The organism is Streptomyces roseofulvus (genome assembly GCF_039534915.1).
Lineage (GTDB): Bacteria > Actinomycetota > Actinomycetes > Streptomycetales > Streptomycetaceae > Streptomyces > Streptomyces roseofulvus.
The window spans coordinates 2068626-2085181 of sequence record NZ_BAAAWE010000001.1 but is presented as its reverse complement, the minus strand read 5'-3'; the positions used below and the strand labels follow the sequence as shown (position 1 = coordinate 2085181).

The 16556-nt window shown below is 75.4% G+C and carries 13 protein-coding genes; 3 read left to right on the top strand and 10 right to left on the bottom strand.

The annotated features are described in order from the left end of the window. The first annotated feature begins 6 nt into the window (after window positions 1-6). Complete coding sequence (locus ABFY03_RS09605; protein WP_346169687.1) at window positions 7-1026, top strand: 1-aminocyclopropane-1-carboxylate deaminase; 1020 nt, start codon at window positions 7-9, stop codon at window positions 1024-1026. Window positions 1027-1044: 18 nt separating this feature from the next. Here the strand turns inward: ABFY03_RS09605 and ABFY03_RS09600 are convergent, their stop codons facing one another. Both ABFY03_RS09600 and ABFY03_RS09595 read right to left on the bottom strand, forming a co-directional pair. Further along, entirely contained in the window at window positions 1045-2298 is a 1254-nt protein-coding gene (locus ABFY03_RS09600) for a TerD family protein (RefSeq protein WP_346172228.1), read from the bottom strand. Window positions 2299-2343: 45 nt separating this feature from the next. Beyond that, entirely contained in the window at window positions 2344-2583 is a 240-nt protein-coding gene (locus tag ABFY03_RS09595) for a hypothetical protein (RefSeq protein WP_319011081.1), read from the bottom strand. Between the two features lie 65 nt (window positions 2584-2648). Between ABFY03_RS09595 and ABFY03_RS09590 the strand changes: the two genes are divergently transcribed. After that, window positions 2649-3617: an AraC family transcriptional regulator gene (locus ABFY03_RS09590; RefSeq protein ID WP_319011080.1), complete on the top strand. Its 969-nt coding sequence runs from the start codon at window positions 2649-2651 to the stop codon at window positions 3615-3617. Window positions 3618-3872: 255 nt separating this feature from the next. Here the strand turns inward: ABFY03_RS09590 and ABFY03_RS09585 are convergent, their stop codons facing one another. Continuing rightward, window positions 3873-4688 (bottom strand): NAD-dependent epimerase/dehydratase family protein, encoded by an 816-nt coding sequence (locus tag ABFY03_RS09585; RefSeq protein WP_319011079.1) that lies wholly within the window; start codon window positions 4686-4688, stop codon window positions 3873-3875. A gap of 228 nt (window positions 4689-4916) precedes the next feature. On the opposite strand from ABFY03_RS09585, the gene ABFY03_RS09580 reads away from it, so the two are divergent. After that, window positions 4917-6068: a hypothetical protein gene (locus ABFY03_RS09580; protein ID WP_346169686.1), complete on the top strand. Its 1152-nt coding sequence runs from the start codon at window positions 4917-4919 to the stop codon at window positions 6066-6068. Here the strand turns inward: ABFY03_RS09580 and ABFY03_RS09575 are convergent. From ABFY03_RS09575 to ABFY03_RS09545, 7 genes are all read right to left on the bottom strand, one after another. Continuing rightward, window positions 6065-7270, bottom strand: coding sequence for an amidohydrolase (locus ABFY03_RS09575; protein ID WP_346169685.1), 1206 nt, complete (start codon window positions 7268-7270; stop codon window positions 6065-6067). The two genes, ABFY03_RS09580 and ABFY03_RS09575, sit on opposite strands and share 4 nt — an antisense overlap. 71 nt (window positions 7271-7341) lie before the next feature. Beyond that, window positions 7342-10119 carry a SpoIIE family protein phosphatase gene (locus ABFY03_RS09570; protein WP_319011076.1) on the bottom strand — a complete coding sequence of 926 codons (2778 nt, stop codon included), beginning with the start codon at window positions 10117-10119 and terminating at the stop codon, window positions 7342-7344. Further along, window positions 10116-12278 carry a SpoIIE family protein phosphatase gene (locus ABFY03_RS09565; RefSeq protein WP_386723528.1) on the bottom strand — a complete coding sequence of 721 codons (2163 nt, stop codon included), beginning with the start codon at window positions 12276-12278 and terminating at the stop codon, window positions 10116-10118. Before ABFY03_RS09565 ends, ABFY03_RS09570 begins: the two co-directional genes overlap by 4 nt. Before the next feature lie 93 nt (window positions 12279-12371). Continuing rightward, entirely contained in the window at window positions 12372-13559 is a 1188-nt protein-coding gene (locus ABFY03_RS09560) for an MFS transporter (RefSeq protein ID WP_346169684.1), read from the bottom strand. Between the two features lie 48 nt (window positions 13560-13607). Further along, window positions 13608-13994, bottom strand: a complete 387-nt coding sequence (locus tag ABFY03_RS09555) for a hypothetical protein (RefSeq protein ID WP_346172226.1) — start codon at window positions 13992-13994, stop codon at window positions 13608-13610. Between the two features lie 180 nt (window positions 13995-14174). After that, window positions 14175-15623: a peptidoglycan D,D-transpeptidase FtsI family protein gene (locus ABFY03_RS09550; protein WP_346169683.1), complete on the bottom strand. Its 1449-nt coding sequence runs from the start codon at window positions 15621-15623 to the stop codon at window positions 14175-14177. A gap of 98 nt (window positions 15624-15721) precedes the next feature. Further along, window positions 15722-16492, bottom strand: a complete 771-nt coding sequence (locus ABFY03_RS09545; RefSeq protein ID WP_319011073.1) for an IclR family transcriptional regulator — start codon at window positions 16490-16492, stop codon at window positions 15722-15724. Window positions 16493-16556: the final 64 nt, after the last annotated feature.

The window sequence follows — 16556 nt, the reverse complement described above, 5'->3', positions numbered from 1 at the left end:
CCGCCCGTGCCGATCACCGACTTCGACCGCTACCCGCTCCTCTTCGGACCCTCCCCGGTCCATCCCCTCGAACGGCTCGGGCACCACCTCGGCGGCGCCACCCTGTGGGCCAAGCGCGAGGACTGCAACTCCGGTGTCGCGTACGGCGGGAACAAGACCCGCAAGCTGGAGTACCTGGTCGCGGACGCCCTCGCGCAGGGCTGCGACACCCTCGTCTCCATCGGCGGTGTGCAGTCCAACCACACCCGCCAGGTCGCGGCGGTCGCCGCCCGTGCCGGACTGCGGTGCGTGCTGGTGCAGGAGAGCTGGGTCGAGTGGCCCGACGCCGTCTACGACAAGGTCGGCAACATCCTGATCAGCCGGCTCGCCGGCGCCGACGTGCGGCTGGTCCGGGCCGGCTTCGGGATCGGCTTCAAGGAGAGCTGGGAGCGGGCGCTGCGCGAGGTCGAGGAGGGCGGCGGGAAGCCGTACGCGATCCCGGCCGGCGCCTCCGACCACCCGCTCGGCGGCCTCGGCTTCGCGAACTGGGCCTACGAGGTGGCCGAGCAGGAGCGGGAGCTCGGCGTCTTCTTCGACACCGTGGTGGTCTGCTCGGTGACCGGCTCCACCCAGGCCGGCATGGTGGCCGGCTTCGCCGCGCTCGCCGAGGAGGGCGGCCGGCCGCGCCGGGTCATCGGGATCGACGCCTCCGCGAAGCCCGCCGAGACCCATGAGCAGATCACCCGGATCGCCCGCTCCACCGGCGCCCTCATCGGCGTCGAGCGGGAACTCTCCGGCGCCGACGTGGAGCTGGACGAGCGCTACCACGCCGGCGTCTACGGCGTCCCGGACGAGGCCACCCTCGACGCGATGCGGCTGGCCGCCCGCACCGAGGGCATGGTCACCGACCCCGTCTACGAGGGGAAGTCGATGGCCGGGCTGATCGACCTGGTGGACCGGGGCGAGATCGGCCGCTCCTCGACCGTGCTCTACGCCCACCTCGGCGGCCAGCCCGCCCTCAACGCCTACAGCGCGCTCTTCGCGTAGCGCGCCCGGGCCGGCCGCTCAGAGCGCCTGGGCGGCCGGCTTCACCATGCCCCGGACCGTCCGGGACTTCACGAACTCGCCCATCGCGGTCATCTCCCACTCGCCGGAGAACTGCTTGATGAGCTTGGCCATCATCACGCCGGTCTGCGGCTCGGCGGAGGTCAGGTCGAAGCGGACCAGCTCCTCGCCGGTGGCCGCGTCCATCAGCCGGCAGTACGCCTTGGCGACCTCGGTGAACTTCTGCCCGGAGAACGAGTTCACCGTGAAGACCAGGCCGGTGGCGTCGGCCGGCAGCCGGCCCAGGTCGACGGTGATGACCTCGTCGTCGCCCGCGCCCTCGCCCGTCAGGTTGTCACCGGAGTGCCGGACGGCCCCGCCCAGGATGGTCAGCTTGCCGAAGTAGCAGCTGTCCAGGTGGTTGCGCTGGGGGCCGTAGGCGATGACCGAGGCGTCCAGGTCGATGTCCTTGCCGCGGTACGCGGGCTCCCAGCCGAGGCCCATCTTCACCTGGGAGAGCAGCGGGCGGCCGCCCTTGACCAGCGACACCGTCTGGTTCTTCTGGAGGCTGACGCGGCCCTTGTCGAGGTTGATCTTGCCGGTGGGGGCCGGGGCGGCCGGGGCGCCGGCCGCGAGCCGCGGGTCCACCGGCGGAGCGGGCGGCATCGGCGGGGGAGTGAACGAGGGCAGGGTCTGCCCCGCGTGCGGCGGCGGGGTGTGCGCCGGCGGCGGGGTGTACGCCGGCGGGGCGACGGGCGCCGGGGCGGCGGGGGCGGCCGGCTCCTCGTCGACGGAGACGCCGAAGTCGGTCGCGATGCCGGCCAGGCCGTTCGCGTACCCCTGGCCGACGGCGCGGACCTTCCAGGCGCCGTTGCGCTGGTAGATCTCGACGACCACCAGGGCCGTCTCGGTGGCGAGCTGCGGCGGGGTGAAGGTGGCGATGACCGCGCCGCTGTCGGCGTCGCGGACGGTCGCGGTGGGCTCGATGCCCTGGAAGGTCTGTCCTGCGGCGTCCGGACTGGCCGTGACCACGATCCTCTCGATGCCGGCGGGCAGGCCGCCGGTGTCCACCAGGATCGCGTCCGGCGCGGTGCCGCCGCCGGAGCGGTAGGTGACACCGGGCCCGGCGGGCTGGTTGTAGAAGATGAAGTCGTCGTCCGAGCGCACCTTGCCGTTGGCGCCGAGCAGCAGGCCCGAGACGTCGAGCCGCACCGGGGCGGCGACGTCCACCGCGACACGGGGGGCGGTGAGCGGGAGGTTCGAGCCGGGGGTCATTGCGGTCATGACAGGCTCAACGATCCGGGTCGCTTTGCCGTTCCCTTACCCACGACGGGTTCGGCCACCTTGGTTACGCGGATGGTTCCGCGCCTGCCGCTCGTTGCCGAAACGGTACGCCCCCGTCCAGCGGGCCATCAGCAGCTGGACGTCGCCGGACGCGGCCTCGGCCAGGAACGTCGCGGCCCGGGCGCCGCGCAGCACCCCGGCGGGCCGGCCGTGGTGGGTGAGGACGACGGAGCCGTCCTTGCGCTCCTCGTACGAGAAGCCCTGAGGTCGTGGCATGCCGGGCATCCTGCCCGGTCCCGGACGGGTCCGTCATATGAATTATCTTTCGCATCGTGGGTGCTGTGGGTGGGAGCTCTTTCAAGACCGGGGACGTCGACGAGGCGCGTGAGGAACTCGCCGCGCGCTACTACACGAACCGGATGGACGTCGTCGACGAGCACCGGTCCTTCGCGGCCCGCTTCGACATCGTCGAGCTCGGGCCGCTCGTCATCGGCGACCTGAGCTGCGGGGCCGACGTCCGGATGAGCTTCGGCGAGCTGGGCGCGTACCACGTCAACGCCCCGATGAGCGGCACCATGGAGATGCGCCAGGGCCGCGGCGGCGGCACCGTCGTCGCCTCCGCCCGCGAGGCGCTGCTCCTCGACCCCGCCGGGGACACCTTCCTCGACCGCTGGAGCGGCGACGGGCGGATCCTCTCCGTCAAGGTCGGCGCCGCCGAACTGCGCGACCGGCTGGAGAGCCTGCTCGGCCGGCCGCCGTCGGGCGGTCTCGTCTTCCGGCCCGGGCTCGACATCTCGCGCGGCCCCGGCCTCGCCTGGGTGCGGTTCGCCCGCCGGATCGCCGCGGAGGCGCTCGCCGGGGAGGGTCTCGCCCACCACGAACTCGTCGCCCGCCCGCTCCAGGAGGCGCTGCTCAACGGCCTGCTGCTGGCCGCCGAGCACCCCTGGCGGGACGAGCTGGCCCACCCCGGCGGGCCGCGCCGCCCGGCACCGGTGAAGCGCGCGATGGACGCCGTCCGGGAGCGCCCCGAGCACCCCTTCACCACCGCCGAACTCGCCGCCCACGCGCGGGTGAGCGTCCGCCGGCTCCAGGAGTCCTTCCGGGAGTACGTCGGGATGTCGCCGATGGCGTACGTCCGCGAGGTCCGGCTCGAACGGGTCCGGGAGGAGCTGCGGGCGGCGGAGCCGGACGAGGTGAGCGTCAGCGAGGTCGCCTGGCGCTGGGGCTTCGCGCACCAGGGGCGGTTCGCCGCCCGCTACCGCGAGAGGTTCGGCGAGTCCCCGTCGCGGACCCTGCGGACGGCGCCCTGAGCAGGGCCGCGTCCTGACCGGGACGGCGCCCTGAGCAGGGCCGCCCTCCTGGGCGGGCCGCGCGACCCCGTGCTTCGGCCGGTCGCGCATTCCGGACAGAGGCCGCGTTCCGCGGCTCGCGGTGATCTTGGTAGCGGCCTACCGTGGTCGCGTCCGGCGCTGCCAGCGCGCGCCGTCGAACCGGGCCCGGCCGGCTCCCCCGTATCACCGGCCGGGCCCGAGGACGGCGGCCGCCCTGTCCCAGGCGGCGCCGGATCACCCCGCGTGCGGCCACCGGGGGGCGTTCCCGGTGAAGCCGCCGCCCAGGTAGAGGTCGTCCGGGCTGCCCTCCGGCGGGAGGCCCTGCTCGGCGATCAGCTTCTCGGCGTACGCCTCCGAGTCGTCCCGCGGCGCGTAGCCGAGGGCGCGGGCGGTCGACAGGTCCCACCACGCACGGGTGTTGGCTGAGGAGCCGTACACCACGGTGTGGCCGACGTCCGGCGCGGTGAGCGCGGCGTGCAGCAGCCGGGCGCAGTCGCCGGGGCTCAGCCAGAGCGAGAGCATCCGCACCGAGGTGGGCTCGGGGAAGCAGGAGCCGATGCGGACCGAGACCGTCTCGATGCCGTGCCGGTCCCAGTAGAGCTGCGCCAGGTCCTCGCCGAAGCACTTGGAGAGGCCGTAGAAGGTGTCGGGCCGGTGCGGGGTGGTGACCGGCACCGGCGGTTCGCCGTCGCGCGGGCGGGGGGTGAAGCCGACGGCGTGGTTGCTGGAGGCGAAGACGACCCGGCCGACGCCCTCCTCGCGGGCCGCCTCGTAGAGGTGGTGGAGGCCGGTGACGTTGGCGGCGACGATCGCGTCGAAGTCCGCCTCCAGGGAGATGCCCGCGAGGTGCACGATCGCGTCCACCCCGCGGGCCGCCTCGCGCAGCGCCGCGCGGTCGGCGAGGTCGGCGACGATCGCGTCGGGGGCGCCGGGGACGGGGGCGACGTCGAGGAGGCGGAGCGCGTACCCGTGGGCCGGGAGCAGCTCCCGCATGAGGGTGCCGACGCCGCCGGCGGCACCGGTGAGCAGGAGCGTGCGGGGTGCGGGCATCGGGGTGCTTCTCCTCGGCTGGGACGCGGGTCGGCCGGGGTCACGGCCGGTCGCGGATGAGCTGCATTCACGGACGTGGACACGCTAGGGAGGGGTCGAGGGGTCGTCAAGGCACTGTGCGGCCAGGGGTGTTCCTCTTGACCCGGGTGGCGAGGCGGGCTAGCGTGCCAGCGTCGTTCATGGATGTGAACGACGTCGGATTCTGTGCCGCGTACTCCGGGAGCGCCCGTGACCACCCCCGCCCGTCCCCGCGCGGGAGCCTTCCTCTACCCCTGGGACGTCGACGGCGACCCCGCCGCGCCCGCGCTCCTCGCCGGCCTCGGCGTCCAGCAGGTCACCCTGGCCGCGGCCTACCACTCCACCCGGGCGCTCACCCCCCGTCACCCGGCCCACCGGGTCGTCACCGCCGAACACGCCGCCGTGCTCCACCCCGTGGACCCGGACCGCTGGGCCGGCCGCCGACTCGCCCCGTACCCGGCGGGCGACTGGGCCCCCGGCGACGCCTGGGCGCGCGCCGCCGAGGCCCTCGACGGCACCGGCCTCGCCGTGCACAGCTGGGTCGTCCTCGCCCACAACTCCCGGCTCGGCGCGGACCATCCGGACACCTCGGTCGTCAACGCGCACGGCGACCGCTACCCCTGGGCCCCCTGCGTCGCCCACCCCGAGGTCCGCGCCCTCCTGGTGGACCTCGCCGCGGAGGCCGCCGTCCGCCCCGGCGCGGCCGGCACCGAACTGGAGTCCTGCGGCTGGTACGGCTACGCCCATCTGCACGCCCACGACAAGACCGGCGGCGTCCCGCTCGGCAACCGCGCCCGACTGCTGCTCTCGCTCTGCTTCTGCCCCCACTGCCGGCAGGGGTACGCGGACGGGGGCGCCGACCCCGACGCGCTGGCCGCCGCCGTCCGCGCCGCCCTCGCCCCCGTCTGGGCCGGCACCGGACCCGCCGGGGAGCTCGGCGAGCTCGCCGAGCCCGTCCTCGGCTGGCGCGCCCGGACCGCCCGCGCCTTCCAGGAGGCGGCCGTCGCCGCCGTCCGGGCCGCCGCCCCGCCCGGCTTCCGGGTCCTGCTGCACGCCGACCCGGACCCGTACGCCTGCGGCGCCGACGCCGGCACGGACCCCGCGCACGTCCTCGGCCTCGCCGACGGCGTGGTCGCCCGCCCCGGCCGGCTCGCCCCCTTCGCCGCCCACCTGCCGGCCGGCTCGACCCTCGCCGCCAACCTCTCCGTCGTCAGCGGCATGGGCGGCGCCCCCGGCCGGCTCGCCGAGGACGCCGCGCGCGCCCTCGCCGAGGGCGCCACCGAACTCCGGCTCTACCACGCGGGCCTGGCCTCCGACGCCGACCTGGCGGCGGTCCGCGCCGCCCTGGCGCGGCTCGGCTAGCCGACCAGGCGCCCGTCCCTGGCCACCACCCGGCCCGCCCGGACCACCAGGTCCCGGCGCGGCAGGTCCACCACGACCTGCGGCAGGCACTCGCCCTCCACCAGCATGAAGTCGGCCGGGGAGCCCGGGCGCAGGTCGGCGGCGGGCAGGCCCATCAGCGCCGCGCCGCCGTGCGCGGCGATCCCGAAGCACGCCTCCAGCTCCTCGTCGAGCCGGGCGTCCAGGGCCCAGCCGGCCAGCCAGGCGCGGTGCAGCATGTCGGCGTCGCCGTACGGGCTCCAGCTGTCACGGACGCCGTCCGAACCGAGGCCGACCGTCACCCCGCGCTCGGCGAGCCGCCGGAACGGCAGCACCGTCGTCTCGCCCAGGGCCACCGTGGTCAGCGCCACCCCCGACTCCGCCAGCAGGTCCGCCATCGCGTCCAGCTCCCGGCCGGCCAGACCCGCGACGGCGAAGGCGTGCGCCACCGCCACCCTGCCGTGGAGACCGGCGGCGCGGGTGCGGGCGGCGATGTCCCGGATCACGGCCAGACCCGGCTCGCCCCGGTCGTGCAGGTGGATGTCGAGGCCCAGGCCGTGCTTCTCGGCCAGTCCGAAGACCAGCCCCAGCTGGTCGCCCTCCCCGCCGCCGGAGGCGTCGAAGCCGGTCGGGTCGATGCCGCCGAGATGGCTGACCAGACCGCTCGCCGCCGCCTCCGCCAGCAGCTCCGCCGCCCCCGGCTCGCGGACCACGCCGTGCTGCGGGAAGGCGACCAGTTCGACGTCGACGATCCCGGCCAGCCGCGCGGCGGCCTCCGCGACACCCTCGATCCCGGCCAGGCCGAAGGCGGGGGCCACGTCCGCGTGGGCCCGCATCGCGCGGGTGCCCCGGGCCGCCGCGTGGGACATCAGGCGCAGCGCCCGCTCGCCCACCGGGGTGGGCAGGGCGCGGGCCAGCTCGACGTCCCCCGCCACGTAGTCGGCGATGCCCGCGGCGGGGCGGCGGCGGTGCCAGGGCTCGCCCCAGGAGGTCTTGTCCGGGTGGATGTGCGCGTCGACCAGGGTCGGCAGCGCGAGGCGTCCGCCGCCGTCGACCCGCTCCACGGCCACGCCCTCGGGAAGCTCCGCGACGAGCACCCCGTCGACGGCGATCAGGTCGCCGGCGGGCCCGCCGAGGGGCCGTACGTCGTGGAAGAGGGTCGCGGTGCGGAGGCTGGGGCTCACGGAGCTCTCCTTCGGAGTCTGACGGGAACCCTTTTGGTATACCATGTGGGCCGGTGATCGCGGCCCGCCGCTCACCAGGCCAACTTCTCCAGCGTGTCCAGGTCGAGCGCCGGCGCCGGACCCCCGCCCTCCGGAGCACCGTCCCCGCCGTCCGTCCCCACCCGCAGCTCCGCCCAGATCGTCTTCCCCCGCCGCCCGTACCGCGTCCCCCACCGCTCCGCGAACCGCGCCACCAGATACAGGCCCCGCCCGCCCTCGTCGGTCTCCGCCGCGTGCCGCAGATGCGGCGAGGTGCTGCTCCCGTCCGACACCTCGCACACCAGCCGCCGGTCGTACAGCAGCCGCACCCGCACCGGGTCCGCCCCGTACCGCACCGCGTTGGTGACCAGCTCGCTCAGGATCAGCTCCACCGCGAAGACCGCCTCGTCGAGCCCCCACTCGCCGAGCTTGGCCGCCGCCGCGTTCCGCACCGGCGACACCGCCGCCGGGTCCCGCGCCACCTCCCACTCGGCGATCCGGTCGGCCGGCAGCCGTCGGGTCCGCGCCACCAGCAGCGCGATGTCGTCCCGGGGCGCCGGCGACAGCAGGCTCGCCAGCACGTCCGCGCAGATCTGCTCGGGGCTCCGCTCCGGCCGCTCCAGCGTCCGGCGCAGCAGCCGCAGCCCCGTCCCCACGTCCCGCCCCTGGTCCTCCAGGAGCCCGTCCGTGAACAGCACCAGCTTGCTGCCCTCCGGCAGCCGCAGCTCCGTCGACTCGAACGGCACGTCCCCGAGCCCCAGGCCCAGCGGCAGCCCCGGCGGCAGCGGCGGGAACTCCACCCGCCCGTCCGCGTGCACCACCGCGGGACCCGGATGCCCGGCGCTCGCCACCGAGCACACCCCGGACGCCGGGTCGTAGATCGCGTACAGGCAGGTCGCGCCGGTGATGGTCTCCTCCGGCCGGCCCCGGCCGCCGTCGCCCGCCGCGGCCGCCGGCTCCGCCTCCTCGTCGATCCGCCCGGTCAGCTCGTCCAGATGCCCCAGGATCTCGTCCGGCGGCACGTCCAGCGTCGAGAAGTTGTGCACCGCCGTCCGCAGCCGCCCCATCGTCGCCGCCGCGTGCAGCCCGTGCCCCACCACGTCGCCCACCACCAGCGCCACCCGCGCCCCCGGCAGCGGGATCACGTCGAACCAGTCGCCGCCGACCCCCGCCTTCGCCGGCAGATAGCGGTACGCCACCTCCACCGCGTCCTGCTCGGGCAGCACCCGGGGCAGCAGGCTCCGCTGGAGCGTCACCGCCATCGCGTGCTCCCGGGTGAACCGGCGGGCGTTGTCGATCGCCACCGCCGCCCGTGCCGCCAGCTCCTCGGCGAACTCCAGGTCGTCCTCCCCGAACGGCTCCGGCGTGTCCGCCCGCCAGAAGTTCGCCATCCCCAGCACCACGCCCCGGGCCAGCAGCGGCACCGTGACCAGCGAGTGCATCCCGTACGCCAGCGCCCGCGCCGCCCCCTCCGGGTCCTGCGCCCGCCAGCCGTCCGCCGCCGCCAGCTCCTCCTGCACCACCGCGTGCCCGCCGGCCAGCGCCGTGGACATCGGCGTGCTCGGCACGTGGAAGCGGATCACCTCGCCGACCGGCTGGAGCGGCTGCTCCGCCCGCACCCCGGTCAGCGCCGTCCGCCGCATCTCCGCCAGCGTCGCGTCCTGCGGCGGCTCCTCGCCGCGCAGCACCGGTTCGAGCAGCTCCACGGTCGCGAAGTCGGCGAACCGCGGCACCGCCACCTCCGCCAGCTCCTCCGCCGTCCGGACCACCTCCAGGGTCGTCCCGATCCGCACCCCCGCCTCGTACAGCAGCTGGAGCCGGCCCCGCGCCACCTCCGCCCGCCCGGACAGCGCGGCCAGCTCGGTGGTGTCCCGCATCGTCATCACGCTGCCCGACCCGGAGCCGTCCGCCAGGGTCGGCCGCACGCTCACCGCGAGGAGCCGGTCGCCCGCCCGGTGCACCTCGTCCGTCGCGGTCCGCCCGGACTGCAGCAGTTCGACCGTCCGCGGATCGAGCCCGAGCTCTGCGACCGGACGCCGCTCGGCGTCCGCCGGCAGCGCCAGCAGCCGCCGCGCCTCGTCGTTGGCGAGCAGCAGCCGCCCGTCGGCGCCGACGATCAGCACCCCCTCGCGGACGGCGTGCAGCACCGCCTCGTGGTGCTCCTTCATCCGGGTCATCTCGGCCGGGCCCAGGCCGTGCGTCTGCCGCCGCAGCCGCCGCGACACCAGCGCCGCCCCGCCCACCGCGAGCAGCAGCGCCCCGCCGCCCGCGGCGAGCAGCACCACCAGCCGGCCCTGCACCACCTCGCTGATCGACTGCACCTCGATGCCGCTCGTCACCATGCCGACGATCCGGCCCTCGTCGTCCACCACCGGCACGACGGCCCGCACCGCGTCGTTCGGCGCCCCGTGGAAGGTCTCCGTGTACGACTCGCCGTCCACCACCGCCCGGGACAGGTCCCCGGTCGCCTTCTGGCCGATCAGCCCGCGCTCGGCGTCCGTGTACCGCGTCCCGTCCGGGGCGAGCACGGCGACGAAGTCGACCCCGGTCGCCACCCGGGTCTGCTCCGCCCGCGCCTGGAGCGCGGCCGTCGGGTCCGGCGCGGCCAGCGCCTCGTCCACGCCGGGCGCCTTCGCGAAGGCCTCCGCCACCGCGAGCGACCGCACCCGGGCGTCCCGCAGCACGTCCTGCCGGGCCTGCTGGAAGGTGACGAGCACGGCCGCCACGATCACCAGGACCGCGATCAGCGCCTCCAGGGCGAGCACCTGTCCGGCGAGGCTCCGCAGACCGGAGCCGTGCGCCGACGGCGGCCCGTCCCGGCGGCCCGTCATCCCGTGCTCCGGGCGATGAGCAGGGCCACGTCGTCCTGGGCGCCGGGCCGGCGCAGCTCCCGCAGCAGCAGGTCGCAGCTCTCCTCCAGGGAGAGCTCGCGGGTGGCCTCGACGAGGCCGACGAGCAGTGCGAGACGTTCGTCGATGGCGGTGTCCCGGGTCTCGATCAGCCCGTCGGTGTAGAGCACCAGCCGGTCGCCGGGCAGGAAGGGCACCCGCGCGGTGCGGAAGGCGCCGCCGCCGACGCCGAGCGGCAGGCCGGTGGAGAGTCCGACCAGCTCGGCCGGGCCGTCCGCCGGGAGGCGCACCGGCGGCAGGTGGCCGGCGTTGGCGATCCGGCAGCGGCCCGGGCGGGGCTCGTACACCGCGAAGAGGCAGGTGGCGATGGGGTGCTCCAGGCCGACCGTGATCCGGTCCAGGTGCCGCAGCACCTGGGTGGGGGAGAGGTCGAGGTCGGCGAAGGCGCGGGTGGCGGTCCGCAGCCGTCCCATGGTCGCCGCCGCGTCGATGCCGCTGCCCATCACGTCCCCGACCACCAGGGCGGTCTTCTCGCCGGACAGCGCGATGACGTCGTACCAGTCGCCGCCGACCTCGACGGACTCCTGGGCGGGCTGGTAGCGGGCGGCCGCCTCCAGGCCGGGGCGCTCGGGCGGGTCGCCGGGCAGCAGACTGCGCTGGAGGGTCACCGCCGAGTTCCGCACGCTCTGGTACCAGCGGGCGTTGTCGATGCTCACCGCCGCCCGGGCGGCCAGCTCCAGGGCGAGCAGCACGTCGTCGGCGTCGAAGGGGAGCGGGTTGTGCCGGTCCCGCTTGAGGTCGAGCGCCCCCAGCACCTCGCCGCGCGCGATCAGCGGCACCGCCAGGTACGAGTGGACCCCGGCCCGCGCCAGCAGCCGGGCCGCCTCGGGGTCGCGCGCGATCCGGGGCAGGTCCGCCGCGCCGACCCGGGCCACCAGGACCGGCTGCCCGGTGTGCACGCACCGGGTGACCAGCCGGTCGGCGCCGTACAGCGCGACCGAACCGGGCGGGTCGGCCGCCGCGAGCGCCTCCGTCTCGTGCCCGGCCTTCACCGCGAGCGCCCGGAAGAGCGCCGGGCCCTGCTCGGGGGCGCCCGGCCGGCGCAGCGAGAGCACCGAGTCGAGGACGTCGACGGCCGCCACGTCGGCGAGCGCGGGCACCACCACCGACGCCAGCTCGTCGGCGGTCCGCTCGACCTCCAGGGTGGTGCCGACCCGGGCCGAGGCGTCCGCGATCAGCGCGAGCCGCCGCCGGGACCGGTCGGCCGCCGCGTCCGCCCGGTACCGCTCGGTCACGTCGACGACCCAGGCCGCCACGCCGAGGACCCGGCCGCCGACCGCCTCCAGCCGGTAGAACGACACCGACCAGGCGTGCTCGCCGCCCCCCGGGTCGGACGGGGTCGAGCCCAGCACCTGGAGGTCGAGGAGCGGCTTCCCGGTCTCCAGCACCCGCCGGGCCGCCTCCTCCAGCGGCGCCGCGTCCACGCCCGGCAGCACCTCGGAGGGGCGCCGGCCCAGGTGCCGGTCGGCCGGCAGCCCGTTGAACCGTTCGAGCGCCGGGTTGACCAGCGCGTACCGCAGCTCCGTGTCGAGGACCGCCAGGCCGATCGGGGACTGGTCGACCAGCCGGTCGGAGAGGGCCAGTTCGGTCTCCACCCGGGCCACGGCGGTCCGGTCGGCGCAGATGCCGAGCGCGTACAGGTCGCCCAGGTCGTCGGTGAGCCGCATGTTGCGGAACTCGACCTGGCGGGTCGATCCGTCCTTGTGCCGTACGGGGAAGGTGCCCGCCCAGGTGGTGCCGCGGCCCAGCACCTCGCCGAAGAGCCGCATCGCCTCGGACCGGTGCTCCTCGCCGACGATCAGCCGGGCCACGTACCGGCCGAGGGCCTCGTCGGCCCGGTAGCCGAAGAGCGTCTCCGCCTGCGGGCTCCACAGCACGATCCGGCCGGCCGAATCCACCACCACGGCGGCCACCCCGAGCACGTCGAGCAGCCCCCGCGCGTCGAAGGACGACCGGGACACCGGGCCGCCGGGCGGCCCGGCCGCGCCACCGCCCGGGCCCGGACCTCCGGGGCCGCGGGGCACGCCGCCGCGACCCTCCTCCGTCCCCGTGCCCGTCTCCGGGAAGGAACCGGCCGTCACCCTGCCCTCCTCCCGCCGAGCCCGCCGCCCCTTCCATGCTCCCCGGCCCCTCGCGGCGACGCACCACGAAGGGGGCCGACCAGGATCCGGGCGCTACGGGGAACCGGCCGCGGCCCCGGTCCGCGCGCGTGCCGGGGCGGCCGCCGTGACCGCCGCCCAGGCCAGCCCCGCCACCGCGAGCACCGGCAGCAGCAGCCGCGCGTCCACGGCCGTGACCAGGGCCGCGCCCAGGGCCAGGGCCACCGCGTTCGGCACGAAGAGGACCGTGTTCGCGGTCGCCGCGATCCGTCCCGCCGCCCCCGCCGGGGCCTCCTTCTGCACCCCCGTCATCGCCGCCACCAGCACCCACGGCAGGCCCACCCCGATCACCGCGCTCGCGGCCAGGGCCGTCGCGTCGAAGGGCAGCGCCCGCAGCCCGGCCGCCGCCGCGAAGAGGGCGAGCCCGGCGGCGGCGAGCAGCTGCTCCGGCACCCGGCGCAGCAGCGGCCCGGCGGTCAGGCCCGCGAGGACCGAACCGGCGCCCTGCACCGCGTACAGCACCCCGGCGTACGCGGGCGGCCGGCCGAGCCCCTGGTCCACCACCGCGTACACCGCCGCCCCGTTCACCCCGGCGAGCAGCATCGTGAACGCCCCGGTGGCGACCAGCGGCCGCAGGACCGGGGAGGCGGCGAGCAGCCGGACGCCCTCGGCGGTCTCCCGCCGCCAGGCGCCCCGGGCGCGGGGGACGGCGGACACCGGCCGCTCCTCCCGGACCCGCATCGCGGCGAAGGCGGCGGCGGCCAGGACGAAGGTCGCTGCGTCCAGGAGGGCGACGGGACCGCCCCCGTACCGGGCGAAGAGCCCCGCCGCGGCCAGCGGGGCGATCAGCTTCACGGACTCGCCGGCGGTCATGCGCCAGCCGTTGACGGAGCCGAGCCGCTCCTTGCCGACGCCGGCCGAGAGCAGCGCCTGCTCGGCCGCGTCGTGGACGGCGCCCTGCGCCCCGTACAGCACGAGGACGGCGAAGAGCAGCCACACCCGGTCGGCCGAGGTCACCCAGAGCAGCAGCGGGAGGACGGCGGCCATCGCCAGGTCGAGCGCGACCAGCAGCGGACGGCGGCGCACCCGGTCCGCGAGCGTGCCGAGCAGCGGCCCGAGCAGGGCCGGGGCCCAGAGGGCGAAGGCGGTGAGGGCCGCGAGACCGTCCGAACCCGTCAGCGACTTGACCCAGATCCCGGAGACCAGCCACATCGCCGTCGTCCCGAACCCGGACACCACCACACCTGTCAGATACCAGCGCATGGACGGAGCGTGGCGTCTGAGGCGGCCCCGGGGGATCGGGCACCTGCCCTATTCCCGGCGCGCGGCGCCCTTCCGCTCGTACCACAGCGCCGCACCCGTGACCACGGCACCGAGCCCCTCCCACAGGCCCACCCCGAGGAAACCGGACGGGGCCCGCTCCGTGACGACCGCGAGGGTGAAGACCGCGCAGGTGAGCAGCCGGAAGGGGACCGTCCAGCGGAAGAACGCCCGCCAGTCGGAGAGCGCGGCGAGCACGTAGTAGACGCCCATGTTGAGCGCGGCCATCGAGGAGGCGGTGAGGAAGACCAGCGTGTGGTCGCCCTCGGCCCGCGCCCCGTCCGGCACCGGCTCGAAGCCCATCACCGTGAGCAGGGCGTCCGGGGCGACCAGGCCCACCACCCCGAGGACGGCGGCGAGGAGGCCGAAGACCGCCATGGTCCAGCCGGACAGCGAACGGGGCAGGCGACGCACGACGGTCCTCCGCGGAGCAAGATCGACAGTTCGGGAACGCATCTTCTGTTCGAGCGTGTCCCTGCCTATCGCACGAGGGCCCGCGGGGGCCAATCCGGCCCCCGCGGGCCCCACTTCGGGACGCGCCCCGGCGTCAGCCCGGCGTCACCTCAGCGCCGCCGCCATCATCTTCTGCGCCACCGGCGCCGCCAGGCCGTTGCCGCTGACCTCCGAGCGGGCCGCGCCCGAGTCCTCGATCATCACGGCCACCGCCACCTGCTTCCCCGTCGACGGGTCCTTCGCGTAGGAGGTGAACCAGGCGTACGGCGTCTTGCTGTTGTTCTCGCCGTGCTGCGCCGTGCCCGTCTTGCCGCCGACCTCGGCGCCCGCGACCGCCGCGTTGCTGCCGGTGCCCTCCTCCACCACCGTCACCATCGCGCTGCGCAGCTGCTCCGCGGTGGCCGAGGAGACGATCCGGGTGGTGTCGCCGTCGTCGAAGGACTCCAGCGCGTCGCCGTCGGAGTCGACCACCTCGGAGACCATGTGCGGGGAGGCCAGCTGCCCGTCGTTGGCGATCACCGCCGAGACCATCGCCATCTGGAGCGGGGTCGCGGTGACGTCGAACTGCCCGATGCCGGTGAGCGCGGTCTGCGCCCGGTCCATCCCGGACGGGTAGACGCTCGCGTACGCCCGGACCGGCACGTCCCGCTCGTCGTCGTCGAAGCCGAACTTCTCCGCCATCGCCCGCACCTTGTCCTGCCCCAGGTCGGCGGCCATCTTGGCGAAGACGTTGTTGCAGGAGTACTGGAGCGCGGTGCGGATCGTGGCGTTCTCGCAGGGCGCGGAGGCGTTCTCGTTCCTCAGGACCGTGCGGGTGCCCGGCAGGGTGTACGGGTCCGGGCTCTCCGTCCGCACGTCCACCGAGGAGTACAGGCCGTCCTCCAGGGCGGCGGCCGCGACCACCAGCTTGAAGGTGGAGCCGGGCGGCAGCGGCTGCCGCAGCGCCCGGTTCACCAGCGGCTTGTCCGGATCCTCCGTCAGCTTCTTCCACGCGTCGCCGTCGGTCGTGCCGGCGATGGCCGAGGGGTCGTAGGAGGGCGTGGAGACCATGGCGAGGATCCGTCCGCTCGCCGGGTCGATCGCGACCGCCGCGCCCTTCTTGCTCCCCAGCGCCCGGTAGCCGGCCTTCTGCACCTCCGGGTCGATCGTGGTGACGACCGTGCCCGGCTCCTGCTGCTTGCGGGTGACCACGTCCACGGGGTTCTTCAGCCGGTCGTCGGTGCCGTCCAGGATCCCGGAGTAGATGCCCTCCAGCTGGGTGGCGCCGTACGCCTGCGAGCTGTAGCCCGTGACCGCCGCGTACAGCTCGCCGTCCGGGTAGCTGCGCTCGTACGCGAGATCACCGCTCTCGGTGCGCTTCGAGCCGGTGACCGGCGAGCCGGCCACGACGATGTTCCCGAGCGGCTGCGCGTACTGCGCGATCGTCTTCCGCCGGTTCTTGCTGTCGTTCGCGAGCGCCTTGTTCTCGTACGCCTGCACCCAGGTGGCCCGCCCGAGGAGGGCGAGCACGAGGAGCAGCACGAAGACCGAGGTGCGCCTGATCGTCTTGTTCATGGCACCAGGGGGACGAACGGGGCGGCGCGTGACGTTCCGGATGTGGCCCGATTCTCAGGAAACGTTCATGTGGCACGCATCCGGCGCCGACGCGGGTCTCACAGCCGCCGGGTCGCCAGCGTCAGTCGGTCCCGCGCGTCGAAGAGGGCGTCCTTGATCAGCTGCTCGTGGCCCGGGGTCAGCCGCGCGGCCGGCACCGAGCAGCTCAGCGCGTCCCGGGCCGGGGTCCGGTAGGGGATCGCCACCGCGAAGCAGCGCAGCCCGAGGGTGTTCTCCTCGCGGTCCACCGCGAAGCCCTGCTCGCGCACGCCGGCCAGCTCCTCGATCAGCCGCTCCCGGTCGGTGATCGTGTGCTCGGTCACCGCCGGCAGGCTCTTCGGCAGCAGCTCCCGCACCTGCTCGTCGTCGTGGGTGGCGAGCAGCGCCTTGCCCAGCGCGGTCGAGTGGGCGGGGAGCCGGCGGCCGACCCGGGTGAAGGGCCGCAGATGGTGCTGGGACTGGCGGGTCGCCAGATAGACCACGCTGGTGCCGTCCAGCCGGGCCAGGTGGACGGTCTCCGTGGTGTCGTCCGAGAGCCGGTCCAGGGTGACCCGGGAGGCCGCCACCACCTCGTCGCCGTCGATGTACGAGGTCCCCACGAGCAGCGCCCGCACCCCGATGCCGTACCGGGTGCCGGTGGCGTCGGTCTCCACCCAGCCCAGCTCGACCAGGGTGCGCAGCAGCATGTACAGGCTCGACTTGGGATAGCCGACGGCCTCCTGGACGGCGGCCAGCGTGTGCATCCCGGGCCGGCCGGCGAAGAACTCCAGCAGCTCCACCGTCCGCACCGCGGACTTCACCTGCGCACCGTTCGCGTCGGCACCCGCCATGACCCCGCCCTTCTCCCTGACATCCGGAGGACCTTGTGGCTCCAGGACGACCTTGTGGGAACGC

Excerpts from the sequence above, each read along its gene's own strand:
- ABFY03_RS09600 (WP_346172228.1), bottom strand. The coding sequence starts at position 2,298 with ATGACCCCCGGCTCGAACCTCCCGCTCACCGCCCCCCGTGTCGCGGTG.
- ABFY03_RS09595 (WP_319011081.1), bottom strand. The coding sequence starts at position 2,583 with ATGCCACGACCTCAGGGCTTCTCGTACGAGGAGCGCAAGGACGGCTCC.
- ABFY03_RS09585 (WP_319011079.1), bottom strand. The coding sequence starts at position 4,688 with ATGCCCGCACCCCGCACGCTCCTGCTCACCGGTGCCGCCGGCGGCGTC.
- ABFY03_RS09570 (WP_319011076.1), bottom strand. The coding sequence starts at position 10,119 with ATGACGGGCCGCCGGGACGGGCCGCCGTCGGCGCACGGCTCCGGTCTG.
- ABFY03_RS09560 (WP_346169684.1), bottom strand. The coding sequence starts at position 13,559 with ATGCGCTGGTATCTGACAGGTGTGGTGGTGTCCGGGTTCGGGACGACG.
- ABFY03_RS09555 (WP_346172226.1), bottom strand. The coding sequence starts at position 13,994 with ATGGCGGTCTTCGGCCTCCTCGCCGCCGTCCTCGGGGTGGTGGGCCTG.
- ABFY03_RS09550 (WP_346169683.1), bottom strand. The coding sequence starts at position 15,623 with ATGAACAAGACGATCAGGCGCACCTCGGTCTTCGTGCTGCTCCTCGTG.
- ABFY03_RS09545 (WP_319011073.1), bottom strand. The coding sequence starts at position 16,492 with ATGGCGGGTGCCGACGCGAACGGTGCGCAGGTGAAGTCCGCGGTGCGG.